General features: G+C 71.0%; 14 protein-coding genes. 4 read left to right on the forward strand and 10 right to left on the reverse strand.

The features are described 5' to 3' along the window. Positions 1 to 147 precede the first annotated feature (147 nt). Positions 148 to 1056 carry a recombinase family protein gene (locus ACFWIS_RS34860; protein ID WP_380460722.1) on the forward strand — a complete coding sequence of 303 codons (909 nt, stop codon included), beginning with the start codon at positions 148 to 150 and terminating at the stop codon, positions 1054 to 1056. Between the two features lie 206 nt (positions 1057 to 1262). Here the strand turns inward: ACFWIS_RS34860 and ACFWIS_RS34865 are convergent, their stop codons facing one another. From ACFWIS_RS34865 to ACFWIS_RS34880, 4 genes are all read right to left on the reverse strand, one after another. Beyond that, entirely contained in the window at positions 1263 to 2690 is a 1428-nt protein-coding gene (locus ACFWIS_RS34865) for a GH1 family beta-glucosidase (RefSeq protein WP_380460724.1), read from the reverse strand. A 364-nt stretch (positions 2691 to 3054) separates the two neighbouring features. Continuing rightward, positions 3055 to 5193: an alpha-galactosidase gene (locus ACFWIS_RS34870; protein ID WP_380460725.1), complete on the reverse strand. Its 2139-nt coding sequence runs from the start codon at positions 5191 to 5193 to the stop codon at positions 3055 to 3057. Positions 5194 to 5319: 126 nt separating this feature from the next. Next, on the reverse strand, positions 5320 to 5667 hold the full coding sequence (locus ACFWIS_RS34875; protein ID WP_380460727.1) for a hypothetical protein: 348 nt from the start codon (positions 5665 to 5667) through the stop codon (positions 5320 to 5322). Next, on the reverse strand, positions 5664 to 6479 hold the full coding sequence (locus tag ACFWIS_RS34880; RefSeq protein ID WP_380460729.1) for a phytanoyl-CoA dioxygenase family protein: 816 nt from the start codon (positions 6477 to 6479) through the stop codon (positions 5664 to 5666). The genes ACFWIS_RS34875 and ACFWIS_RS34880 overlap by 4 nt, the downstream gene beginning before the upstream one ends. Before the next feature lie 144 nt (positions 6480 to 6623). Between ACFWIS_RS34880 and ACFWIS_RS34885 the strand changes: the two genes are divergently transcribed. Next, entirely contained in the window at positions 6624 to 7406 is a 783-nt protein-coding gene (locus ACFWIS_RS34885; RefSeq protein ID WP_380460731.1) for a helix-turn-helix transcriptional regulator, read from the forward strand. A 52-nt stretch (positions 7407 to 7458) separates the two neighbouring features. On the opposite strand, the gene ACFWIS_RS34890 is transcribed toward ACFWIS_RS34885, so the two are convergent. From ACFWIS_RS34890 to ACFWIS_RS34910, 5 genes are all read right to left on the reverse strand, one after another. After that, positions 7459 to 8166 carry a FadR/GntR family transcriptional regulator gene (locus ACFWIS_RS34890; protein ID WP_380460733.1) on the reverse strand — a complete coding sequence of 236 codons (708 nt, stop codon included), beginning with the start codon at positions 8164 to 8166 and terminating at the stop codon, positions 7459 to 7461. Positions 8167 to 8361: 195 nt separating this feature from the next. Beyond that, on the reverse strand, positions 8362 to 9687 hold the full coding sequence (locus ACFWIS_RS34895) for an L-fuconate dehydratase (protein ID WP_380460735.1): 1326 nt from the start codon (positions 9685 to 9687) through the stop codon (positions 8362 to 8364). A 92-nt stretch (positions 9688 to 9779) separates the two neighbouring features. Then, complete coding sequence (locus tag ACFWIS_RS34900; protein WP_380460737.1) at positions 9780 to 10820, reverse strand: ABC transporter permease; 1041 nt, start codon at positions 10818 to 10820, stop codon at positions 9780 to 9782. Continuing rightward, positions 10813 to 12378, reverse strand: a complete 1566-nt coding sequence (locus tag ACFWIS_RS34905) for a sugar ABC transporter ATP-binding protein (RefSeq protein ID WP_380460738.1) — start codon at positions 12376 to 12378, stop codon at positions 10813 to 10815. Before ACFWIS_RS34905 ends, ACFWIS_RS34900 begins: the two co-directional genes overlap by 8 nt. A gap of 47 nt (positions 12379 to 12425) precedes the next feature. Further along, entirely contained in the window at positions 12426 to 13490 is a 1065-nt protein-coding gene (locus ACFWIS_RS34910; protein WP_380460740.1) for a sugar ABC transporter substrate-binding protein, read from the reverse strand. A 355-nt stretch (positions 13491 to 13845) separates the two neighbouring features. On the opposite strand from ACFWIS_RS34910, the gene ACFWIS_RS34915 reads away from it, so the two are divergent. Continuing rightward, positions 13846 to 16077 (forward strand): alpha-L-fucosidase, encoded by a 2232-nt coding sequence (locus ACFWIS_RS34915; RefSeq protein WP_380460742.1) that lies wholly within the window; start codon positions 13846 to 13848, stop codon positions 16075 to 16077. Positions 16078 to 16557: 480 nt separating this feature from the next. Beyond that, entirely contained in the window at positions 16558 to 17979 is a 1422-nt protein-coding gene (locus ACFWIS_RS34920; RefSeq protein WP_380460743.1) for a non-reducing end alpha-L-arabinofuranosidase family hydrolase, read from the forward strand. Positions 17980 to 18362: 383 nt separating this feature from the next. On the opposite strand, the gene ACFWIS_RS34925 is transcribed toward ACFWIS_RS34920, so the two are convergent. Further along, positions 18363 to 20480 (reverse strand): beta-galactosidase, encoded by a 2118-nt coding sequence (locus tag ACFWIS_RS34925; protein ID WP_380460745.1) that lies wholly within the window; start codon positions 20478 to 20480, stop codon positions 18363 to 18365. Positions 20481 to 20550 lie beyond the last annotated feature (70 nt).

Consider the following 20550-nt stretch of genomic DNA (forward strand, 5'->3'; position numbering starts at 1 on the left):
AACGGCTCGATCCACATCGGATCGCTCGCCGAGATCACCCCACCCATACCGTGACCAACGCCGAACCAGACGGATAGTTACGGGACAGCCTTTAGGGTGGTCTGCGGACACCGCCGGGCCCCGCCACCCGGGGAAGGCGAAGAGCACATGGCCGACCGGCTCTACCTGCGGCACTCCACCGACAAGCAGACCGACGCCCGCCAGCGCCACGCCCTGGCCCCGCTGCTGGCCGCAGGCGCCCCCGTCTACGAGGACCCCGCCACCTCCACCCGGCAGCTCTCGCTCGACCGCGCCGGTTTCACCCGGCTGCTGAACGAGGCCGCCGTCGGCGACACCATCCGCATCGCCGACGCCGCCCGGCTCTTCCGCTCGGTGGCGGACATCCTCGCCCTGCGGCCGGTGCTGATCCGCCGCGGCCTGCACCTGCGGGTCGAGTCCGGACTGCTGTCCGGCATCGACCTAGCCTCCGACGACCCCGGCACCAAGATGATGGTGAACGTGCTCGCCGCCGTGCTGGAGTTCCAGCGCGACATGATTTCGGAGAACACCCGCGAAGGCGTCGCCGCCGCCGAAGCCTCCGGCAAGACGCTCGGCCGCCCCGTCGCGCTGAGCGAGTACCAGGCCGCCGACGTCGTGGAGGCGTTCGGTAAAGGCACTGCCGTCAAGGCCCTCGCCCGCCAGCACCAGGTCGACCCGAAGACGATCCGCCGCATCCTGGACGCCGCCGGCGCCCGCGAACTGCCCAAGCAACTCGACGTCCTCCCGGCCGACCCCGGTGAGAAGGCCGCGCCAGCGCCGGACCCGGAGGTGGTGCTCGACCTGCCCGGCTTGCTCGCCGACCACCTCGCCACCGCCGGCACCGAGGCCGTCCGCCAGGCGCTCGCCTCCGGCCGGGTCATCCGCCGCGGCCAGGGCCACTCGCTCCGGATCACCGCACCTCTCGAACTCCACCGCGCCGCTCTCCTGCAGAGCGCGGTCCTGGCCGCCGAATCCGCCGGGCCCGCCGCGCGTAAGGCCTACCGGGTCTACGCCGCCCGCATCACGGCTGCCGAGTAGCCGTCGGCGCATGTGGGGCTCCTGACACGATCGTTAACGGCACCCCGTATTCCGTTGATCAGCTGCCGACGCGTCCGCGGCCGCGGCCTGCCCGGCTTCTTCCCCGCTGGCAGCAACGGCTCCAGCCGAACCCACTGCCGGCCCGTCAGCTCCTCTCGCGCCACACCGTGATCACCGCAATTCGAGATCCACTCGCGCAACAGGCCCTAGTCCAGTCCGCCGCGGCGGATGACCTCGGAGTACCAGCGGGCGCTGGACTTCGGGGTGCGCTTCTGGGTGACGTAGTCGATGTGGACGACGCCGAAGCGCTTGCTGTAGCCGTACGCCCACTCGAAGTTGTCGAGGAGGGACCAGAGGTAGTAGCCGCGGACGTCCGCGCCGGCGGCGATGGCGTCGGCGACGGCGTCGAGGTGGCCGCGGAGGTAGGCGGTGCGCTCGGGATCGTGGACGCTGCCGTCGGGGGCGACGGTGTCGTCGAAGGCGGCGCCGTTCTCGGTGACGAGCAGGGGCAGGCCGAACTCGCGGTGCAGGGCGGTGAGGGTGTCGGACAGGCCGGTCGGGTCGATCGGCCAGCCCATCGCGGTCACGTTCTCGTTGGCGCGGTGGAAGGCGATGTCCTCGGCGCCCGGCCACACCGAGTGCGAGCCGGTACCGTGTCCGTCCTCGCGCGGGAGGCGCCGGCCCTCGGCAGGGGAGGAGACGACGGTCGGGGCGTAGTAGTTGAGGCCGAGCAGGTCGATCGGGCGGGAGATCTCCGCGAGGTCGCCGTCGTGGACCAGGGCGTCCCAGTCGACCAGGTGGGCGGTGTCCTTGAGGAGGTCGTCGTCGTAGCGGCCCTTGAGCATCGGGCTGGTGAAGATCCGGTTGCCGACGGCGTCGATCCGGCCGGCCGCCTCCGCGTCCTGCGGGCTGTCGGTGAGCGGTCGTACGGCGTGCAGGTTGAGCGAGACGGAGATTCGGGCGTCGGCGGGCAGTGCGGCGCGCAGCGCGCCGACGGCGAGGCCGTGGCCGAGATTGAGGTGGTGCGCGGCGCGCAGCGCGTCCGCCGGGTCGGTGCGGCCGGGGGCGTGGGCGCCGGCGGCATACCCCATGAAGGCGCTGCACCAGGGCTCGTTGAGGGTGATCCAGGTGGACACCCGGTCGCCGAGGGCCTCGGCGGTCAGGGCGGCGTACTCGGCGAAGCGGTACGCGGTGTCGCGAGCGGGCCAGCCGCCCGCGTCCTCGAGTTCCTGGGGGAGGTCCCAGTGGTAGAGCGTGGCGGCGGGGGTGATGCCGTGCTCCAGCAGTTCGTCGGTGAGGGCGCGGTAGAAGTCGAGGCCGTGGTCGGACAGGGGGCCGTGTCCGGTCGGCTGGACGCGGGGCCAGGCGATGGAGAAGCGGTAGGAGGTGAGGCCGAGGTCGGCCATGATCCGGACGTCTTCGCGGAAGCGGTGGTAGTGGTCCACCGCCGTGTCGCCGGTGTCGCCGTTCTCGGTCTTGCCGGGGGTGTGGCTGAACGTGTCCCAGATCGAGGGGGTCCGGCCGCCCTCGGTGGTGGCGCCCTCGATCTGGTAGGCGGCGGTCGCTGCGCCCCACGCGAAGCCCGTCGGGAACGGGCGTCGGGCAAGGCGGTGGTCGGACGGGACCGTGGTCATGGCGGGTGTGCTCCCGAGAAAAGTGGTGGACAGGGGGCCGACCGGCCGAGAGACGCCGGCCCGGGGGCCGGTCGGGGGCGAGCGGGCCTGTCGGGACGGCTGGTGCCCGAGTGCTCCTCCACCGTCAGCGCGCCTCGCCCCGGCGCTTCGTGAGCGGCTCGATGCGGTGGCTGCCGGTCGGGTGAGTCGATCGAAGCGCTTCGATGCCTGGTTCAACCTAAGGAAACGGTGGCGGTGCGTCAAGAGGCCTGCTGCACACCGGACTTGCTGGAGAAGGCGTGGACCAGAACTCAGCCGGGCCCTCGGCACGCCTCCGCCCCGGCTGTAGGGGTCCTGCTCCTGCAGCCGGGGCGGAGGATCACTCCTACGAGGCCGACGGCTGTGCCTGCGCCTCGACGACCAGGGCCTGGCCGGGGCAGAGGGTCAGGCCCGGGGCGGCCAGGCCGACCTGGGCCAGGTACCGGCCGGTCAGGGTGAGCGCGGCCGTACGCCGAGCCCAGGCGGGCCAGGTGTGTTCGGGGGAGGAGAGCTCGGGGCGCACGCGCACGGCGTAGCGGGTCTCGGGCTCCAGGCCCGGAAGGCGTACGGGTGCGCCGTTCTCGATGGCGGAGGTCTCCAGTTGGACGTACGCGAAGACGGCGTGGGCCCGGTCCCGTGAGACGACGCCGTGGACCCAGGCGGCCGGGTCGGGGTGGTCGGTGCGGACGACGTCGCCGCGGTGGAGCAGCGGCCGCAGCTGCTTGTAGGCGTCGATCCACGCGGCGAGCGCGGTCAGGTCCTCCTGCGGCCAGCCGGAGATGTCGGCTTCGATGCCGGCGTGGCCGAACAGGGCGGTGGCGCAGCGGAAGGCGAGGGTGGTGGCGCGGTGGCTGATGTGGGCGGGGGAGGAGCCGACGTGGGAGCCGATCAGCTCGTAGGGCAGGAGCAGGCCGGTCCAGCGCTGGATGGCCTGACGTTCGATCGGGTCGATGTTGTCCGATCCCCAGATCCGGTCGGTGCGTTCGAGGATGCCGAGGTCGGCGCGGGCTCCGCCGGAGGAGCAGGACTCGATCTCCAGCCCGGGGTGGCGGCCGCGCAGTTCGTCCAGGAGCCGGTAGACCGCCGTCGTCTGGGCGTGCACGCCGGGGCGGCCGTCGTGGACGGCGTCGGCGAGGTCGCGGTTGTGGTCCCACTTGATGTAGTCGATGCCCACCTCCCCGACGAGGGTGCTGATCCGCTCCAGCAGGTAGGCGTGGGCGTCGGGGTGCGCGACGTCCAGGACGTGCTGGGTCCGCTGCTCGTACGGGAGGCGTTCGGGGTCGGCGAGGAACCAGTCGGGGTGGGCGCGGGCGAGGTCGGAGTCGGGGTTGACCATCTCGGGTTCGAACCAGAGGCCGAACTGCATGCCGAGCCCGTGGACGTGGTCGGCGAGCGGGCGCAGCCCGTCGGGCCACACCTTCTCGTCGACGTACCAGTCGCCGAGGCCGGCGCGGTCGTGGCGGCGGTGGCGGAACCAGCCGTCGTCCACGACGAACCGCTCCACGCCGACCGTCGCCGCGGTGTCCGCGATGGTGCGTACCCGTTCGGGGTCGTGGTCGAAGTAGACGGCCTCCCAGATGTTCATGGTGACGGGCCGGGCGGTGTTCGGGTGCTGGGGGCGGCTGCGGAGCAGGTCGTGGAAGCCGCGGCTGATCCCGTCCAGGCCCGTGCCGGAGGTCGCGAAGTACACCCACGGGGTCCGGTACGACTCGCCCTCCGCCAGCCGGATCTCGCCCGCGGCCAGCAGTTCGCCGCCGCCGAGGACGGTCGTCCCGTCGGCGAGGCGCTCCGCGTACTGGACGTGGTTGCCGCTCCAGGCGGGGTGCACGCCCCAGACATCGCCGTGCCGGAAGCCGAAGCCCGCGGTGCCGGCGAGCAGCAGTCCGGCGTCGAAGCCGGTGCGGCCGCGCCGGCTCTCCCTCGACCACACGCCGTGCCGCAGCGGGGATCGCTGCGGGGAGCGCTCACGGGCCCAGCGGCCCGTGAAGTCCAGCAGTTCCGCGGCGTGGGCGGGCACCGGGAGCACGCACGCCAGCACCTCCAGGGTGTAGGTGTCCGCCGCCGTGTTGGTCAGGGTGTGGCGCAGCCGCACGACGCCCTGCTCGGTCATCTGCAGTTCGGTGTGCAGCGCGAGCCCCGCCCCGGGGTCCTGGGCCCGCACGTCGACGGTGCCGCCCCGGCCGTCCTCGGCGCGTACGGCGACCGGTTCGGCGAGCTCGAAGCGCGGGGGGCGGACCCGGCCGTCGCGGTGCCCGGCCAGGGTCGGGCGTCCGAACCAGCCCGAGCCCTGACCCTGGGAGGGCATCAGGCTCCCGGCCTGGTGGCGCCGGGTGCGGCCCATGGCGTCGAGGACCTGCGCGGCGTCGCCGGCGCGGAAGCCGGGATCGGCGCCCCAGTGCAGTACCCGGGGCAGTTCCGGTCCGGTGGTGTCGAGCGTGAGGGCCGCGTCACCGGCCGACAGCACGACGAGATTCGCCTCAGTCATTTCGTCCTCGTTCAGGGGATGGTCCTGGTCCAGTGCACGACGTGAGCCGGATCGCACCCTCGGCAGTGCGGTAGCCGGGGGACACGGGGGCGGCACCCGTCACCGTGGCCCGAAGGGGTGTCAACGTCACTCCGCTGCCGGGGCGTCGACGATCCGTTCGAAGAAGAACTCGTGCTTGAGGAAGGAGACATCGTACTCGTGTCCCGGGTACGGCGGGATCAGCTGCGCGGCCTGGAAGAGGCGCCAGCCGTCCCGGAGCGCCGCCACTCCGGTCCCGTACGGCGGCTCGTCGCTGTCGCCGGTGGTGGGGGAGGTGCGGCCGGTGCCGTCGTACCTCGCCCAGCCGACGACGGGGGAGTCCAGTGCGGAGTTGGACAGGTAGAGCACCAGGACCTGCTGCCGGGCCGATTTGGTCGTGTCGGTCGTGTCGGTCGTGTCGGTCGTGGTGGTCGTGGTGGTCGTGTGGTTCGTCATGACGCCTTCCCCCGGGGGCGGTTGGAGACCCTGGTCACCCAGTGGTCGAGGTCGTAGCTGTCGTCGCCGGTCAGCGCCCGCCACAGCAGGATGCGGTTGTACAGCTCCAGGCGACCGGTCGCCCCCTCGTACCACGGGAACATCGCGCCCAACTCGGCTGTCACCTGCGGGTCGTGGAGGTCCGAGGTGTTCCAGAGCCGTTGCTGGCGCACCGTCGGATTGAAGCGGATCTTGAACATGTAGCGCAGCGTGTCGCTGTCGTTGCGCCGGCCCCCGTGCCAGAGGCCGTGGTGCAGAAACACCACCGTCCCGGCCGGGCAGACCAGCCGGTCCTGGCCGCGCAGGTTCTGGTACCGGCCGGTGTCCGACTCGTTGGTCCGGCGCAGATGGCTGCCCGGCACGCTGAGGGTGCCGCCCATCTCCAGCGTCACCGCCTGCGGGTAGTACATCAGCTGCACGTCGAAGGCGTCCGGCCGGACGTCGATGATGGCGTCCCCGTGCAGCGCCTGGGCCTCGCCGCCGTGGGGTTCACGCGTGTGCACGAAGTGGTGGTCCACCCACGGCTCGGGGCCCACCAGGCTGTGCAGCGCCCCTGCGACCCGCGGCAGTTCGAGCAGCCTGCGGACGAACGATCCCTCGGGATAGGCCGCGGGCAGCGGTGTCCCGTACGGCACCGGGGGCACGTCGTCGGCCAGCACCCCCAGGCCCTCGGCGTTCAGCTCCGCCGGGACCACCGCGTCCAGCCGCAGCGATCCGCGCGCGACGAAGCGCGCCATCTGTACCGAGCTGAGCAGCTCCTGACTCTTCTCCATGGCGGCCACGCTAGGCCTGCCCGGGGCCTCGCCGCGTGGGCCTGGTTCACCCTGTTGTGGTCGATTCTCACCATGCAGCCCCGCGGTGAGCCGAGGTTCACGACCCTGGATCGGGTCGTGGACGCCGTGGTAGAACACGGGACCATGCACACGGTCACCGCCCATCTCGACGAGCCTCCGCAACTCGCCGCCGTCGGCATCGGCGTGCACGGGGCGGCCGGCCACGAGGACGTGTTCTCGCTGCCGGACCTCTGGCAGCTCCATCTGTACGGCTACGAGGCCGACTTGACGGTCGACGGCACCGAGCACGCGATCCGCCCCGGCCGGGTCAGCCTCGTACCGCCCGGGACCGAAGTCCGCTACCGCTACCGGGGCCGCTCCGAACACCTCTACGTCCACCTCCGCCTCGGCACGGGGGGAGCGGCCGCGAGCATCCCGGTGATCCAGCAGGCCGGTCCGGAACTGGGCTTCCTCACCGATCAGCTGAGCCAGGCGCTGGCCGCCTGGCCGCACACGCCGTCCCGAGCGGTCGCCGAAGTGTGGGGAGCCCTGTGGCGGGTTGCCGGGATCACCCCGCCACGGGAGCGGAGCGCGCAGGCCGTCCACCCCGCGGTGGCGGCCGCAGTGGCCCTGATCGAGGCGCGGCTGACCGAGCCCCTGACGGTGCCGGAGATCGCGGAGACGGTCGGCGTCTCCCACAACCACCTGACGCGGCTGTTCCGGGTTGCCACGGGAGAGACGGTGGTCGGCTACATCCGGGCCCGGCGGATGGAGCGGGCGCGGCACTTCCTGCGCGCCACCACGCTCTCCATCCCCGCCGTCGCCGCTTCGGTCGGCATCCCCGACCTCCAGGCGTTCAACAAGACCTGCCGTCGTGAACTCGGGGCGTCCCCGCGCGGCATCCGTGCCGCCCGTCCCGTCCCGTAGGCACGGCGGACCGCGAGTCGGGGGCGGCGCTGCCCTCCTCGCCCCTCGGCCCTCATGTCCAGGGAAGGGCTTCTCCCGAACGCAGGTGTTCGCTCAGCCACAGCGAGGTGTTGCTGACGTGCATCAACGCAGCGGCCTGGCTGAGGGAGGCGTCGCGGATCGACAGCGCCCGGAAGATCGCCTCGTGCTCGGCGATGGTCCGTTCCGAGGCCTGGGTGTCGACCAGACCGCGCCAGGTGCGGGCGCGCAGCGTACGTCCGGAGATGCCCTCCAGGATCGTGACCAGGGTCTCGTTGCCCGTGGCCGAGATGACGGCGCGGTGGAACGCGGCATCATGGGCGTTGAGCCGCTCCACGTCGTCATGGGCGTCGCGCATGGCCTCCAGGTGCCGTTCCACCTCGGCCAGCTGATCGTCGGATATCCGGGTGGCGGCCAGTGCGGTGGCGACGGGTTCCAGGAGCCGCCGTACCTCGATGAGGTCCTGCACGGCGGCGGAATCGCCCTGCAGCAGCTCCACCGCACCGCCGAGCCCCTCCAGGAGCAGGCTCGGCTGGAGGCTGGTCACGTAGGTTCCGTCGCCCCGCCGGACTTCCAGGACCCGGGCGACGGCCAGTGCCTTCACGGCCTCCCGGGCCAGGTTGCGGGAGAGGCCGAGCTGGGCGGCCAGCTCCGCCTCCGGCGGGAGCTTCGAGCCCGGTGGCAGCGCTCCGCTGCGGATCAGTTCCCGGATCTGCGCGATGGCCTTGTCCGTCAGAGACACCGCGCACTCCTTCCGTGCCTGTCGCGGACAGGCACGTCCGACCTGATGGGTTCCTTGGCACGGAGATCGTCAGTCCGCCTGCCGAGGGTGACGTCGATGATACTGGGAAGGCTGTGCCGGCCTGTCGCGGTCGCGGCCGTGCGCGGCTCGCGAGTGCCCCACGCGTGGTGACGCGCGTCGACGAGGGCCTGGGCCTCAGGCACGGGCCGTCCAGACCGGGCCGTCGGGGTAGGTGTACTCCTTGAGCGAGCCCGGGTGCATCTGTGCGCTCAGCCCGGGCCGGGCCGGCGCGAGGTAGCGGCCGTCGGAGATGCGGACGGGGTCGACGAAGTGCTCGTGCAGGTGGTCGACGTACTCGATGACCCGGTCCTCGGTGGTGCCGGAGACGGCGACGTAGTCGAACATCGACAGGTGCTGGACCATCTCGCACAGCCCCACGCCCCCGGCGTGCGGGCAGACCGGCACCCCGAACTTCGCGGCCAGCAGGAGGATCGCCAGGTTCTCGTTGACGCCGCCCACCCGGGCGGAGTCGATCTGCACGATGTCCACCGCGCCGGCCTGCAACAGCTGCTTGAAGACGACCCGGTTGGCGACGTGCTCGCCGGTGGCGACCTTGATGGGTCCGACGGCCTCGCGGACGGCGGCGTGGCCGAGGATGTCGTCGGGGGAGGTGGGTTCCTCGATCCAGTACGGGTCGTAGGGGGCGAGGGCACGCATCCAGTCGATCGCGGGTGCCACGTCCCATCGCTGGTTGGCGTCGACGGCGATGCGGATGTCCGGGCCGACCGCGTCGCGGGCGACCCGCATGCGCCGCACGTCGTCCTCCAGGGACGCGCCGACCTTCAGCTTGATCTGGGTGAAGCCGTCGGCGACGGCCTCACGGGCCAGGCGGGCCAGCTTCTCGTCGGAGTAGCCGAGCCAGCCGGGCGTGGTGGTGTAGGCGGGGTAGCCCTGCTCCAGGAGACGGGCGGTGCGCTCCTGGCGGCCCGGTTCGGCACGGCGCAGGATCTGCAGGGCCTCCTCGGGGGTGAGCGCGTCGCTGAGCCAGCGGAAGTCGACCTGGGCGACCAGCTCCTCGGGGGCCATCTCGCCGAGGAACCGCCAGACGGGCCGGTCCGCGCGTTTGGCGGCGAGGTCCCAGGCGGCGTTGACGACGGCTCCGGTGGCCATGTGGATGGCGCCCTTCTCCGGGCCCAGCCAGCGCAGCTGCGGATCGTGCACGAGCGAGCGGGAGAAGGCACCGAGGTCGCCGCAGACGTCCTCGACGGACAGGCCGACGACGTGCGGGGCGAGGGCGGCGATGGCGGCGGCCTGTACGTCGTTGCCGCGTCCGGTGGTGAAGGCGAGGGCGTGGCCCTCCAGTCCGTCGCCGGCGTCGGTGCGCAGCACCACGTAGGCGGCGGAGTAGTCGGGCTCCGGATTCATGGCGTCGGAGCCGTCGAGGTGTTCGGAGGTGGGGAACCGCACGTCCAGGACGTCCAGGGCGGTGATGCGGGCGGACGCGGGCACGGGGGATGGCATGACGGCGACTCCTGTGAGGAACACGGGGGCGATCCCCCCGGGACGGGACGTGAACGCGGCGGAGGACGGGCGGCGGGCGGCGGCCGCCAGGGTCACTCCTGGACCTTGCCGCCGGTGATGCGGGAGATGGCGAGGGCGATCAGGATGATCAGGCCGTTGAGAGCACCGATCCACTGGGCGGGGACGCCCGCCAGCGTGAGCACGTTCTGGATCATGAAGAGCAGGAGGATGCCGCAGAACGCGCCGAACATGGTCCCCCTGCCGCCGTTCAGGCTGATCCCGCCGATGACGGCGGCGGCGAAGACGGTGAAGATGTAGCCGTTGCCCTGCGCGGAGGCGACCGAGGCCAGGCGCCCGGACAGCATCAGGCCGGCGAGGGAGGCGAGCACGCTGCCCGTCACGATCACGGTCCACAACACCCGGCCGGTACGGATGCCGGCCGCCATCGCCGCGTCGGCGTTGCCGCCGACGGCGTAGAGCGAGCGGCCGAAGTCGGTCCAGCCGAGCACCACGATCGCGATCGCGAACAGGACCAGGCACGTCCAGATGGAGGCGGGCACCCCGAACCACTCGGCGGTGCCGAGGTAGAGCATCGAGTCCGGCAGCTGGAAGAAGGTCTGCCCACCGGAGATGCCGGTGAGGATGCCGCGCAGGACGATCAGCATGCCGAGGGTGACGATGAAGCCGTTGAGGCCGAAGCGGATGATCATCAGGGAGTTGATCACGCCGACGAGCACGCCCACGGCGAGGGTGACGGGGATCGCCCAGGCACCGGGGAGCAGGCCGAGCCCGTGTCCCGCGCCGGCGGGGACGACCAGCCAGGCCGCCACGCCCGGCGCGAGGCCCATCGTGGACTCCAGGGACAGGTCCATCTTCTTGACGATGAGGATCATCGCCTGGGCGAGGACCAGCAGGGCCATCTCGGACATGGTCTGCAGGACGTTGATGAGGTTGTCGGCCTGCAGGAAGACGGGGTTGACGATCTGGCCGACGATCGCGATGACGACGATCGCGGGGACGAGGGCGAGGTCCCGCAGCCGGGCCAGGGGTATCCGGCCGCCGAGCAGCGCCGTGCGCGGGGGCTTGGGCTCCGCGGCCTTGCCGGCCGTGTCCGCGAGGACGGTTTCAGGCATCGAGGTCCACTCCTTCCATCGCGGCCACGAGCTCGTGGTCGTGCCAGCCGCGGGCCATCTCTGAGGTCACCCGGCCCTGGAACATCACCAGGACCCGGTCGCACATGCGGAGGTCGTCGAGCTCGTCGGAGGCGATGAGCACTCCCGTCCCGGCCCGAGCCGTTTCCTCGACCTTGCCGAGGAGGAACTCCTTGGAGCGCACGTCCACGCCTGCGGTCGGGTTGATCAGCACCAGCAGGCGGGGGTCGTCCGCCAGCGCCCGGGCCATGACGACCTTCTGCTGATTGCCGCCAGAGAGCGCGGAGACGGGCAGCTCCGGTCCTGGTGTCTTGATCGCGAGCTTCTCGATCATGTCGCCGGCGAGCCGGTCCCGTCGGCCACGGCTGAGGAATCCGTTCCTGCCGATCCGGTGCGGAACGGACAGTGTGGCGTTGTCGGCGATCGACATGTCGGGCACGAATCCCTGGTGGTGCCGGTCCTGCGGGACGAACCCGGCACCCGCGGCGAGGGCAGCGGGAACGCTGCCGGGCCGAGGCCGCCGTCCGGCGATCGCCACCTCGCCCACCCGGGCCGCCCGCAGCCCCACCACGGTCTCGGCGACCTCGGTACGACCGCTGCCGGCGGCACCCGCGAGCCCGACGATCTCCCCGGCGCCCACCTCGAAAGTGACGTCACCGTAGGTGGCACCGCTGCCCAGCGCCTGCACGGAGAGCGCCGGCGTGGTGGTGCGGTCGAGGTTGCTCTCCCGCACCTGCAGCCGGTCGACCGCCGCCTCGCCGGTCATCGCGGCGACCAGCTCGGTGCGGGGGAGTTCCGCGACCGGAGCGGTCACGATGTGCCGGGCGTCGCGGAACACCGTCACCATGTCGCAGATGTCGTAGACCTCCTGGAGGTGGTGGCTGATGAACAGGAAGGTCACGCCCTGCCGCTGCAGGTCGCGGATGCGCTCGAAGAGGCGGGTGATGGCCGCTCCGTCGAGCTGGGCGGTCGGCTCGTCGAGGATGATGAACCGGGCGCCGAAGGACAGCGCCCTGGCGATCTCCACGAACTGCCGCTGCTCCACGCTCAGATCGCCGGCCGAGGTCTGCGGGTCGACGTCGACGGACCACGCCGCCAGCAGCTCCTGCGCCTGCCGGCGAACAGCCTGCCAGCTGATGAGCCGGCCGCGGCCGCGGCCCTGCCGGTTCAGGAACAGGTTCTCGGCCACGGTCAGGGTGGGGATGATCGTGGACTTCTGGTAGACGCAGGCCACGCGCTGTCGCCAGGCGTCGCGGTCCGCCGGCCGTGGCGCGGGGGCGCCGCCGAAGAAGACCGTTCCCTCGTCGGGGGCCTGCAGGCCGGTGAGGACCGAGACGAGCGTCGACTTGCCGGCCCCGTTGCGGCCGACGAGCGCGTGGGTCTCGCCGGGCCTGATGGTGATCCGGGCGCCGTCGAGGGCCACCGTCGGACCGAATCGCTTGACTATGCCCGTCGCCTCGACGACGGGCGGACCCGTCTGGGACCGTCCGTCGTCCGCCGGGGAGGGTCCGGGGCTGGCTGCCAGTTCCCCGTCGCTCATCACAACCGCCTTGTCATCGTTAGCCGTTGGGTGCCTGGTCGGGCAGGTCAGCCCAGGTTGTTGCCCCACAGGGAGGTGTCGTCGCTCTTGACGCTGGGCACGCCTCCGTAGGTGCCGCCGTCGACGGTGACCAGGGGAGCGGGGAGCTGGTCCTCCAGCAGGCCGGGACGGACCTGGATGATGGTGCTGTCGTGGTCGGTCTTGCCCGCTGCGAACGTCTTCCCGCCGATCGCCGCCTGCAGGTAGTACAGGGCGTACTTGGCGTACAGGTCGGCCGGCTGGGAGACGGTGGCGTCGATCTTGCCCGCCGCGATGGACTTGAGCTCCTCGGGGATGCCGTCGTTGGACACGACGAAGACGTGCTTCGTGTCCGCCGGGTCGACCAGCAGGCCCTTCTGCTTGAGGACCTGGAGGGTGCCGGCCAGGGCGAAGCTGGACTCCATGTAGACCCCCTTGATGTCGGGGTTGGCGGTCAGGTCGGTCTGGAGCTTCTGCGCGGCGACCGCGCCGTCCCAGTTGGTGGCCTCGCCGAACACCTTGATGCCGGGGTAGTTCTTCTTCATGCAGTCGTTGAACGCCTCGGTGCGGTCCCGGCCGTTGATGGAGTCCAGGCCGCCCTCCAGCATGACGACCTTGCCCTCGCCGCCCAGCTTCGTGCCGAGGTACTGGCAGGCCTTCTCGCCGTAGGCGCGGTTGTCGGCCCGTACCACCATGAACACGTTTCCGTTGTCGGGGCGGGTGTCGATGGTGACGACGGGGATCTTCTTCGCCTCCAACTGCGCCAGCGTCGGCGCGATGGCGGCGGTGTCCTGCGGTGCCATCGCGATGCCCTTCACGCCCTGGCTGATGAAGGTCTGCGCGTTGGCGGTCAGCTTGGCGACGTCGTTCTGCGAGTTCGTCGTCTTGAGCGACAGGCCGAGCTGTCCGGCGTATCCGGGCGTGTACTTGATGTACGAGTTCCAGAAGTCGGTGTCGGAGCGCGGGTAGTCGACGCCGACCAGCGGTGCGTTGCCCGAAGCGGTGCTGGTGCCCGAGCCGCTGCCGCAGGCGCTGAGCAGCGTCAGGGCGGACAGGGCCGAGGCGGTGGAGCAGAGTGCGGTCCTGAGTCTCATCGGTACTTCCTCACGCTGGTCCCTTGAGCGGGAGAGAGTTGTACCGGGCGGCAGTTGCCGGCGTGCCCGCCGCACCGGAGAGATGGGATGTATGTATAGGCGGCGCTCTGGGGTGCTGTCCAGGCATCGCGCAAGATTGCTGGATGAAGGGCCCGTTCGACCGGTGGGTGGATGGGCGGGGAGGCGGAGAAGTCCCATCAATCTGGGATCGTTTTCATCCTGCACGCCCGTTGACATCAGGGCGTCACATGGACGAGCTTCGTGCGTAGCCTCCGGCGTGCCAGGGGCGTGCGCGTCGCACGCCCCCCGCGGTCCGGACCATTTCCTCTGTCTCCCCCAGCCCAGGGATTTCCTCATGCCGAGTTCGCCGCACGAACGTCAGTTTCTGTCCTCGGCCGCAGGCGTGGCCGCGGAGGCCGTCGCCGGCGGCGGACCCGTGGCCGGCGACGCACAGGCGGCACCGAGCGGCTACACGCCCGACTGGAGCTCGGTCGACCAGCACCCGCCGGCTCCGGAGTGGTTCCAGGACGCGAAGTTCGGGATCTACTTCCACTGGGGGGTGTTCAGCGTTCCCGCGTACGAGAACGAGTGGTACCCGCGGAACATGTACCAGGCCGGAAGCGCGGCCAACCAGCACCACGTCGCGACATACGGCCAGCCATCGGCCTGGCCCTACCACAACTTCATCGACGGGGCGAAGGACCTCGCGGGCAACACCGTTCAGTTCGCGCCGAAGCTGAAGTCGGAGGGCGGGAACTTCGACCCCGACGAGTGGGCGCAGCTGTTCGCCGACGCCGGCGCCGAGTTCGCCGGACCGGTCGCCGAGCACCACGACGGCTTCTCGATGTGGGACAGCCAGGTCAACGAGTGGAACTCGGTCGCCAAGGGCCCGAAGCTGGACCTGCTGGCGCTCTTCGCCACGGCGATCCGCGCCAAGAACCTCAGGCTGCTGGTGGCCATGCACCACGCGTACAACTACAACGGCTTCTTCGAGAACGCCCCCGTGCAGTCGGATCCGAGCCTCAGGAAGCTCTACGGGCAGTTGGACAGGCCGCAGGCGAACCAGCTCTGGTACGACAAGTTGAAGGAGGTCCTCGACCGATCCCGGCCGGACGTCCTCTGGCAGGACTTCGAGTTGACGTCGGTCGACGAGACGCAGCGCCTCGACTTCCTGTCCTACTACTACAACCAGGCCGATTCCTGGGGCCGCGAGGTCGTCGCCACCTACAAGGACGGCTTCGACAACAAGGGCCAGGTCTTCGACTACGAGCGAGGCGGCCCGGCGGACCTCACCACCCCGTACTGGCTGACCGACGACAGCATCTCCGGCAGCAGCTGGTGCTACACGCAGGGCATCGGCTACTACGGCATCCAGCAGATGCTGCACTCGTTCATCGACCGGGTCAGCAAGAACGGCACCGTCCTGCTGAACATCGCGCCGACGGCCGACGGCACCATCCCGCAGGCGCAGAAGGACGTCCTGCTCGGCATCGGCGACCACTTGAAGCGCTTCGGCGAGTCGATCTACTCGACCCGCGCCTGGACGGTCTACGGCGAGGGCCCGACGAAGATGGGCGGCGGCTCCTTCACCGATCCGACGGCCGGCACCCCCCAGGACATCCGCTTCACCCGCAACAAGGACGACAACGTCCTGTACGCCACCGTGCTGGGCTGGCCCGGTGGTTCACTCACGATCAAGACCCTCGGCTCCGGCCGGATCGACGTCTCGTCGCTGACCTCGGTCAAGCTGCTCGGTTCCACCTCCGGAACCACCATCGACCTGCCCGCACCGGTGCAGAGCTCCTCCGGTCTCACGGTCACCCTGCCCTCCTCCGCGCCGTACAGCGCCAGTGCGTACGTCCTGAAGCTCTCCTTCTCGGGCACCGTCCCGGACGTGCTGCCGCCCGTCGGCGTCGCCGCCTTCACGGACGTCGACTACACCGGCCTCTCCGCGGCGCTGAACGTGGGCGAGTACACGGCGGCCGACCTGACCGCGGCCGGTGTGGGCGTACGCACCATCTCCTCCATCCGTACGTTTCCCGGCTACCAGGTCATCGGCTACTCGGGAGACGACTTCACCGGCACCGCCTGGACCTTCACCGCCGACACCCCCGACCTCAGGGCCACCGGCAACGACGACCGGATCGCCTCGCTGAAGGTCCAGTTCGACCCGTCGACGTACTTCCAGCTCACCAACGCCACCGACGGCCTCGCCCTGGACAGCGGCGGCGACGTCGACTCCGGAGCCGACCTCAAGCTGTGGACCCCGGCCACCGGCACCAACCTCCAGTGGCAGGCGGTCGACGTGGGCGGCGGCTACTACAAGCTGGTCAACCGGACCAACGGCATGGTCGTCGACGGCTGGGGCGCCACCGCCGACGGCTCCGCGGCCCGGCAGGCACCGTGGAACGGCGGCACCGACCAGCAGTGGAGGATCATTCTCCGGAGCGGAAACGGCTACTCGATCGCCAACCGCACCACCGGTCTGGCGCTCGACGGGGGCGGCAGCGCCGCGTCGGGCTCCGTCACCGAGCAGTGGACCTACAACAGCGGCTCCGACCCGGTGTGGACCTTCACGGCTCTGTAGAGGCCGGCCACGCCGACTGCAAGATGACACTGCGGCAGGTAGAGCCCAAGGGTCGGTCAGGGCGACGGCGTGAGCGTGGTGCGGGGGCCGGCCGCCCCGGTTGCGAAAGTCGTTGCAGACATCTTGACGTGCCCAGGCGGGCGGGTATTGACTCCGCTCACATCGAAGATCTCGTCGCCTGCCGACAGGAGGCTCGCTTCACCCCTGGATTGTTAGCGTTAACATTCCAAGCCGCAGTTCGCCCTCGCCGACTCGGCCGACGGCAACGCCCTCGCCCACGGCCGGCCGGGGGCGCACCCCTGCGCCCGCTTCCTCGCTCCTGCCGGGAGAAGCGCTCGTACGGGGCGTCCGAGGTCCGACGGACAGAGGTGAGGTTTCCTCGTCGGCCGACCCTAACTCCTGGCGCGCGCCGTCAGGTTGCACGCATGTAAACAACAACGAGCCGTGTGACAGCTGCACGTCTCAGAGAAGGAGATCCCCATGCCCGGACAGGGTTCCAACCGCAGACCTCCGTCCGTCGTGCTCACCGCCGTGGTCGCGGCCGTGGTGGCGCTGGCGGCGATGCTCGTCGCAGTTCCGGCGCAGGCGGCCACCAGCGGTGCCCTGCGCGGTACGGGTTCCGGTCGGTGCCTCGACGTGCCGAACGCCGGCCAGACCGACGGCACGCTCCTGCAGATCTGGGACTGCTCGGGCGGGACCAACCAGCAGTGGACGGTGACGTCCGCCAACCAGCTGACCGTGTACGGCAACAAGTGCCTGGACGTTCCGGGCCACGCCACCACGGCCGGCACCCGGGTGGAGATCTGGTCCTGCACCGGCGCCGCGAACCAGCAGTGGCGGGTGAACGCCGACGGCACGGTGGTCGGCGTGGAGTCCGGGCTGTGCCTGGACGTGTCGGGCGCCGGTACGGCCAACGGCACGGCGGTGCAGCTCTGGAACTGCAGCGGCGCCAGCAACCAGCAGTGGACCGGCCTGTCCGGGACGGGTACCACGTGTGCTCTCCCGTCGACGTACCGGTGGACCTCGACCGGTCCGCTGGCGGAGCCGGTGAACGGGGGAGCCGCGCTGAAGGACTTCACCGACGTGGTCTACAACGGCAAGCACCTGGTCTACGCGACCTACTCCGACGGAACGTCGTGGAAGTCGATGGGATTCGCTCCCTTCACGAACTGGTCGGACATGGCCTCTGCCACCCAGACCGTCATGTCCTCGTCCGCGGTGGCGCCCCAGCTGTTCTACTTCGCGCCCAAGAACACCTGGGTGCTGGCCTCGCTGGGGTGGGGCACCGCCTGGCCCTTCACCTACCGCACGTCCAGCGACCCCACCAACCCCAACGGCTGGTCGGCGCCGCAGGCGCTGTTCACCGGCAGCCTCCCCACCGGAGGCCCGATCGACCCGACCCTGATCGCCGACGGCCAGAACATGTACCTGTTCTTCGCCGGTGACAACGGCAGCATCTACCGGGCGAGCATGCCGATCGGGAACTTCCCCGGCAACTTCGGCTCCTCGTACACCACGGTCATGAGCGACACGGTGCAGAACCTGTTCGAGGCGCCCCAGGTCTACAAGGTCCAGGGCCAGAACCAGTACCTCATGATCGTCGAGGCCCGGGACGCGAACGAGCACCGTTACTTCCGCTCCTTCACCGCCACCAGCCTGAACGGCTCGTGGACCCCGCAGGCCGCCACCGCGAGCAACCCCTTCGCCGGCCTGGCCAACAGCGGTGCCACCTGGACCAACGACATCAGCCACGGTGACCTGGTCCGCAACAACCCCGACCAGACCATGACCGTCGACCCCTGCAACCTGCAGCTCCTCTACCAGGGCAGGAACCCCAACTCGGACGGCACTTCCTACATCCAACTGCCGTACCGGCCGGGCGTGCTCACCCTGCAGCGCTGACCCCGCCCGCCCCATCCGGGAACCGGTGCCCGACGTCCTGAGGAACCCCGGCCGCGCGGCGGCCGGGGTTCGTCGTCCTCGGCGGGCCTGGATGTGGAACATCTCGGCGTAGAGCCCCGAGCGGGCCATCAGTTCCTGGTGTCCGCCCGAACGGAGTTGACGGCCCGTAGGACCGGAGGCGGAGGTCCGCGAACCATCGAACTGCTTCGACGATCTCGGAGGGCGTGCGTCGCCGCAGGGCGGGCCGATCCGAGCGTCTGCTCCGGTCCGGCCCGCCCCGCGACGTCAGCACGCGGTCGGGACCAGGTCGCGCGTCGGTGCCGGAAGGCCCTCGGGTTCGGGTGTCCGGTGGGCCCGGCAGGGCTCCACCGCCGCCTTCGCGTTCAGTTCGCGACCAACACCCTTACGTCCCAGGCGCCGAGGGAGAGCGGCTCGCCGGCCGCGACGGCGGCGCCGTTCAGGACGTCGGTGAGCGCCACGGGGGCCGGGACGTCGACGGGCTGCCAGTTCCAGTTGTGCACCACGTGGACGCGGCGCCCGTCCGGGGAGGTCCCGGTCGTCGCGGTCACGGAGGCGGGCAGGTCGCGCCAGGGGCCGACGGCGGCGGGGGCCAGCCAGGCGGCCAGCTCCCGGGCGAGGTCACGGCCGGGCACGGTGCCGACGGTGGTCACCCGGCCGTCGCCGTGGCGGCGGGTGGTGACGGCGGGCCAGCGGCCGAAGTGGGGGTGCTCGTAGCCGGCCAGCACGGTGGCGTCGGTGGCCGTGAGGCCCTCGACCCAGCGCGTCGCGACGGCGCCCCCCGGCAGCTCCAGCGGACTGCCGGGGGCGGAGCGCACCGGGAGGTCCGCGGTCAGGTTGCTGAACTCGTCGTACCGGACGCCCGCAGCGGCCGTGAGGCGCGGCGGGGCGGTCTCGTGGCGGGCGCGGGCCTCGTGGTCGGCGTAGCCGGTACGGGGGCCGAGGACGAGATGGCCGCCGGCCTCGGCGTAGGCCGCGAGCCAGTCGAGCAGGGAGTCCTCGGCGAGGTAGAGCCCGGGGACGACCAGCACGGAGTGGCGTCGCGCGGCCTCCTCGGGCGCCAGCCCCTCACGCTCGCCCCGGGCGTCGTGCAACTGGCGCGCGTGCAGGATGCGCACCTGGCGGCCGGCCTCGAAGGCGCCGCGGTAGAAGGGGTCGAAGATGCGGTGGTAGGAGGTCGGGTCCGGGTCGCCGTTCGGCTTCGCCAGCGGCGGGTACTTCTGCATCAGCCACTTGCTGGGCATCGAGTAGACCATCGCGATGTCGGCGTCTGGCTCGATCCCGGCGACCAGCGGCCCGGCGGTCCCGAACTCGGCTCCGAGCCGGGAGAGTTCGGCGTAGGCCCGGCCGGGCTTGCCGCTGTGCGGCAGGATCCCGCCCCAGTACGTCTCGGCGCCGAAGTGCAGGGTGTGCCAGTGCCAGTACTCGATCATCCGCGCGCCGCGTGAGACGAGCGCCCAGGCGGCCTGCCGCCACTGGCCGTCGAAGGCCGGGTGGTTCTCCGAAGTGCCGCTGATGGCCTGGGCGTTGGTCTCGGTGACGAGGAAGGGCTCCTGGCGGGAGGAGAAGATCCGGTCGGCGCTCTGGTACAGCGCCCACACGCCGGTGGTCTTCCACCACTGCTCGTGGTCGTCGGGCGTGGGGTCGGGCAGGGTGAGGGCGTCCTGCATGTCGTAGTACGGGTTGCCCGCGGTGACGTCCAGGGCGTCGGTGATCTCGTCGTCCTCCATCGCGGGGTGGTTGTACGCGAGGCAGGTGGTGACGAACTGGTCGGGGCGGGCGTACTCGCGGGTGATCGCGGCCTGCCAGGCGACGAACTCGGTGGTCTGGCGGGCCTGGAACGCCCGCCAGGCGACGTCGTACTGCGGCTGCTGGTTCCCGTCGGGCCGCCAGAGGTCGGCCCAGGTGGAGAGCCGGTGCGACCAGTAGACCAGGCCCCACTCCCGGTTGAGGGTCTCCACGTCGCCGTAGGTGTGGCGCAGGTGGTCGACGAAGCGCTGGAAGACGCCCTCGTTGAGGGGCAGGCGCAGGCCCGGCTCGTTGTCGACCTGGAAGCCGATGACAGCCGGGTGCGCGGCGTGGCGGTCGAGGATCGCCCGGGTGACGCGTTCGGCGTGGTGGCGGAACGCGGGGTGGGAGAAGTCGGCCTCCTGGCGGGCGCCCCAGCCCATGGGCCGGCCCGTCTCCCGTTCACCGGCGATCTCGGGGTACTGCCGGGCCAGCCACGGCGGTACGGCGTAGGTCGGGGTGCCGAGGACGACGGCGATGCCGCGCTCGTGGGCGCCGTCGAGGACGGGGGTGAGCCAGTCGAGGTCGAAGCGGCCGTTCTCCGGCTCCCAGGTGGACCAGACCGACTCGCCGACCCGGATGACGGTGAACTTCGCCCCGGCCATCAGGTCGAGGTCTTCCTTGAGCCGCTCGTACGGCTGGTACTCGTGGTAGTAGGCGGCGCCGAACAGCACGCGCGGGGGCAACTGGAACATGGGTGGGCATCTCCGGACGTGACGGGGCCCCGGCTGCCGGGAAGGAGGCAGCCGGGGCGGGTGAGGAACA

It is taken from the genome of Kitasatospora sp. NPDC127060 (assembly GCF_042724935.1).
Classification (GTDB): Bacteria; Actinomycetota; Actinomycetes; order Streptomycetales; family Streptomycetaceae; genus Kitasatospora.

Bases quoted from the DNA above. Each gene is read 5' to 3' on its own strand.
- ACFWIS_RS34860 (WP_380460722.1), top strand. From the start codon at position 148: ATGGCCGACCGGCTCTACCTGCGGCACTCCACCGACAAGCAGACCGAC.
- ACFWIS_RS34865 (WP_380460724.1), bottom strand. From the start codon at position 2,690: ATGACCACGGTCCCGTCCGACCACCGCCTTGCCCGACGCCCGTTCCCG.
- ACFWIS_RS34870 (WP_380460725.1), bottom strand. From the start codon at position 5,193: ATGACTGAGGCGAATCTCGTCGTGCTGTCGGCCGGTGACGCGGCCCTC.
- ACFWIS_RS34875 (WP_380460727.1), bottom strand. From the start codon at position 5,667: ATGACGAACCACACGACCACCACGACCACCACGACCGACACGACCGAC.
- ACFWIS_RS34880 (WP_380460729.1), bottom strand. From the start codon at position 6,479: ATGGAGAAGAGTCAGGAGCTGCTCAGCTCGGTACAGATGGCGCGCTTC.
- ACFWIS_RS34885 (WP_380460731.1), top strand. From the start codon at position 6,624: ATGCACACGGTCACCGCCCATCTCGACGAGCCTCCGCAACTCGCCGCC.
- ACFWIS_RS34895 (WP_380460735.1), bottom strand. From the start codon at position 9,687: ATGCCATCCCCCGTGCCCGCGTCCGCCCGCATCACCGCCCTGGACGTC.
- ACFWIS_RS34900 (WP_380460737.1), bottom strand. From the start codon at position 10,820: ATGCCTGAAACCGTCCTCGCGGACACGGCCGGCAAGGCCGCGGAGCCC.
- ACFWIS_RS34905 (WP_380460738.1), bottom strand. From the start codon at position 12,378: ATGAGCGACGGGGAACTGGCAGCCAGCCCCGGACCCTCCCCGGCGGAC.
- ACFWIS_RS34910 (WP_380460740.1), bottom strand. From the start codon at position 13,490: ATGAGACTCAGGACCGCACTCTGCTCCACCGCCTCGGCCCTGTCCGCC.
- ACFWIS_RS34915 (WP_380460742.1), top strand. From the start codon at position 13,846: ATGCCGAGTTCGCCGCACGAACGTCAGTTTCTGTCCTCGGCCGCAGGC.
- ACFWIS_RS34920 (WP_380460743.1), top strand. From the start codon at position 16,558: ATGCCCGGACAGGGTTCCAACCGCAGACCTCCGTCCGTCGTGCTCACC.
- ACFWIS_RS34925 (WP_380460745.1), bottom strand. From the start codon at position 20,480: ATGTTCCAGTTGCCCCCGCGCGTGCTGTTCGGCGCCGCCTACTACCAC.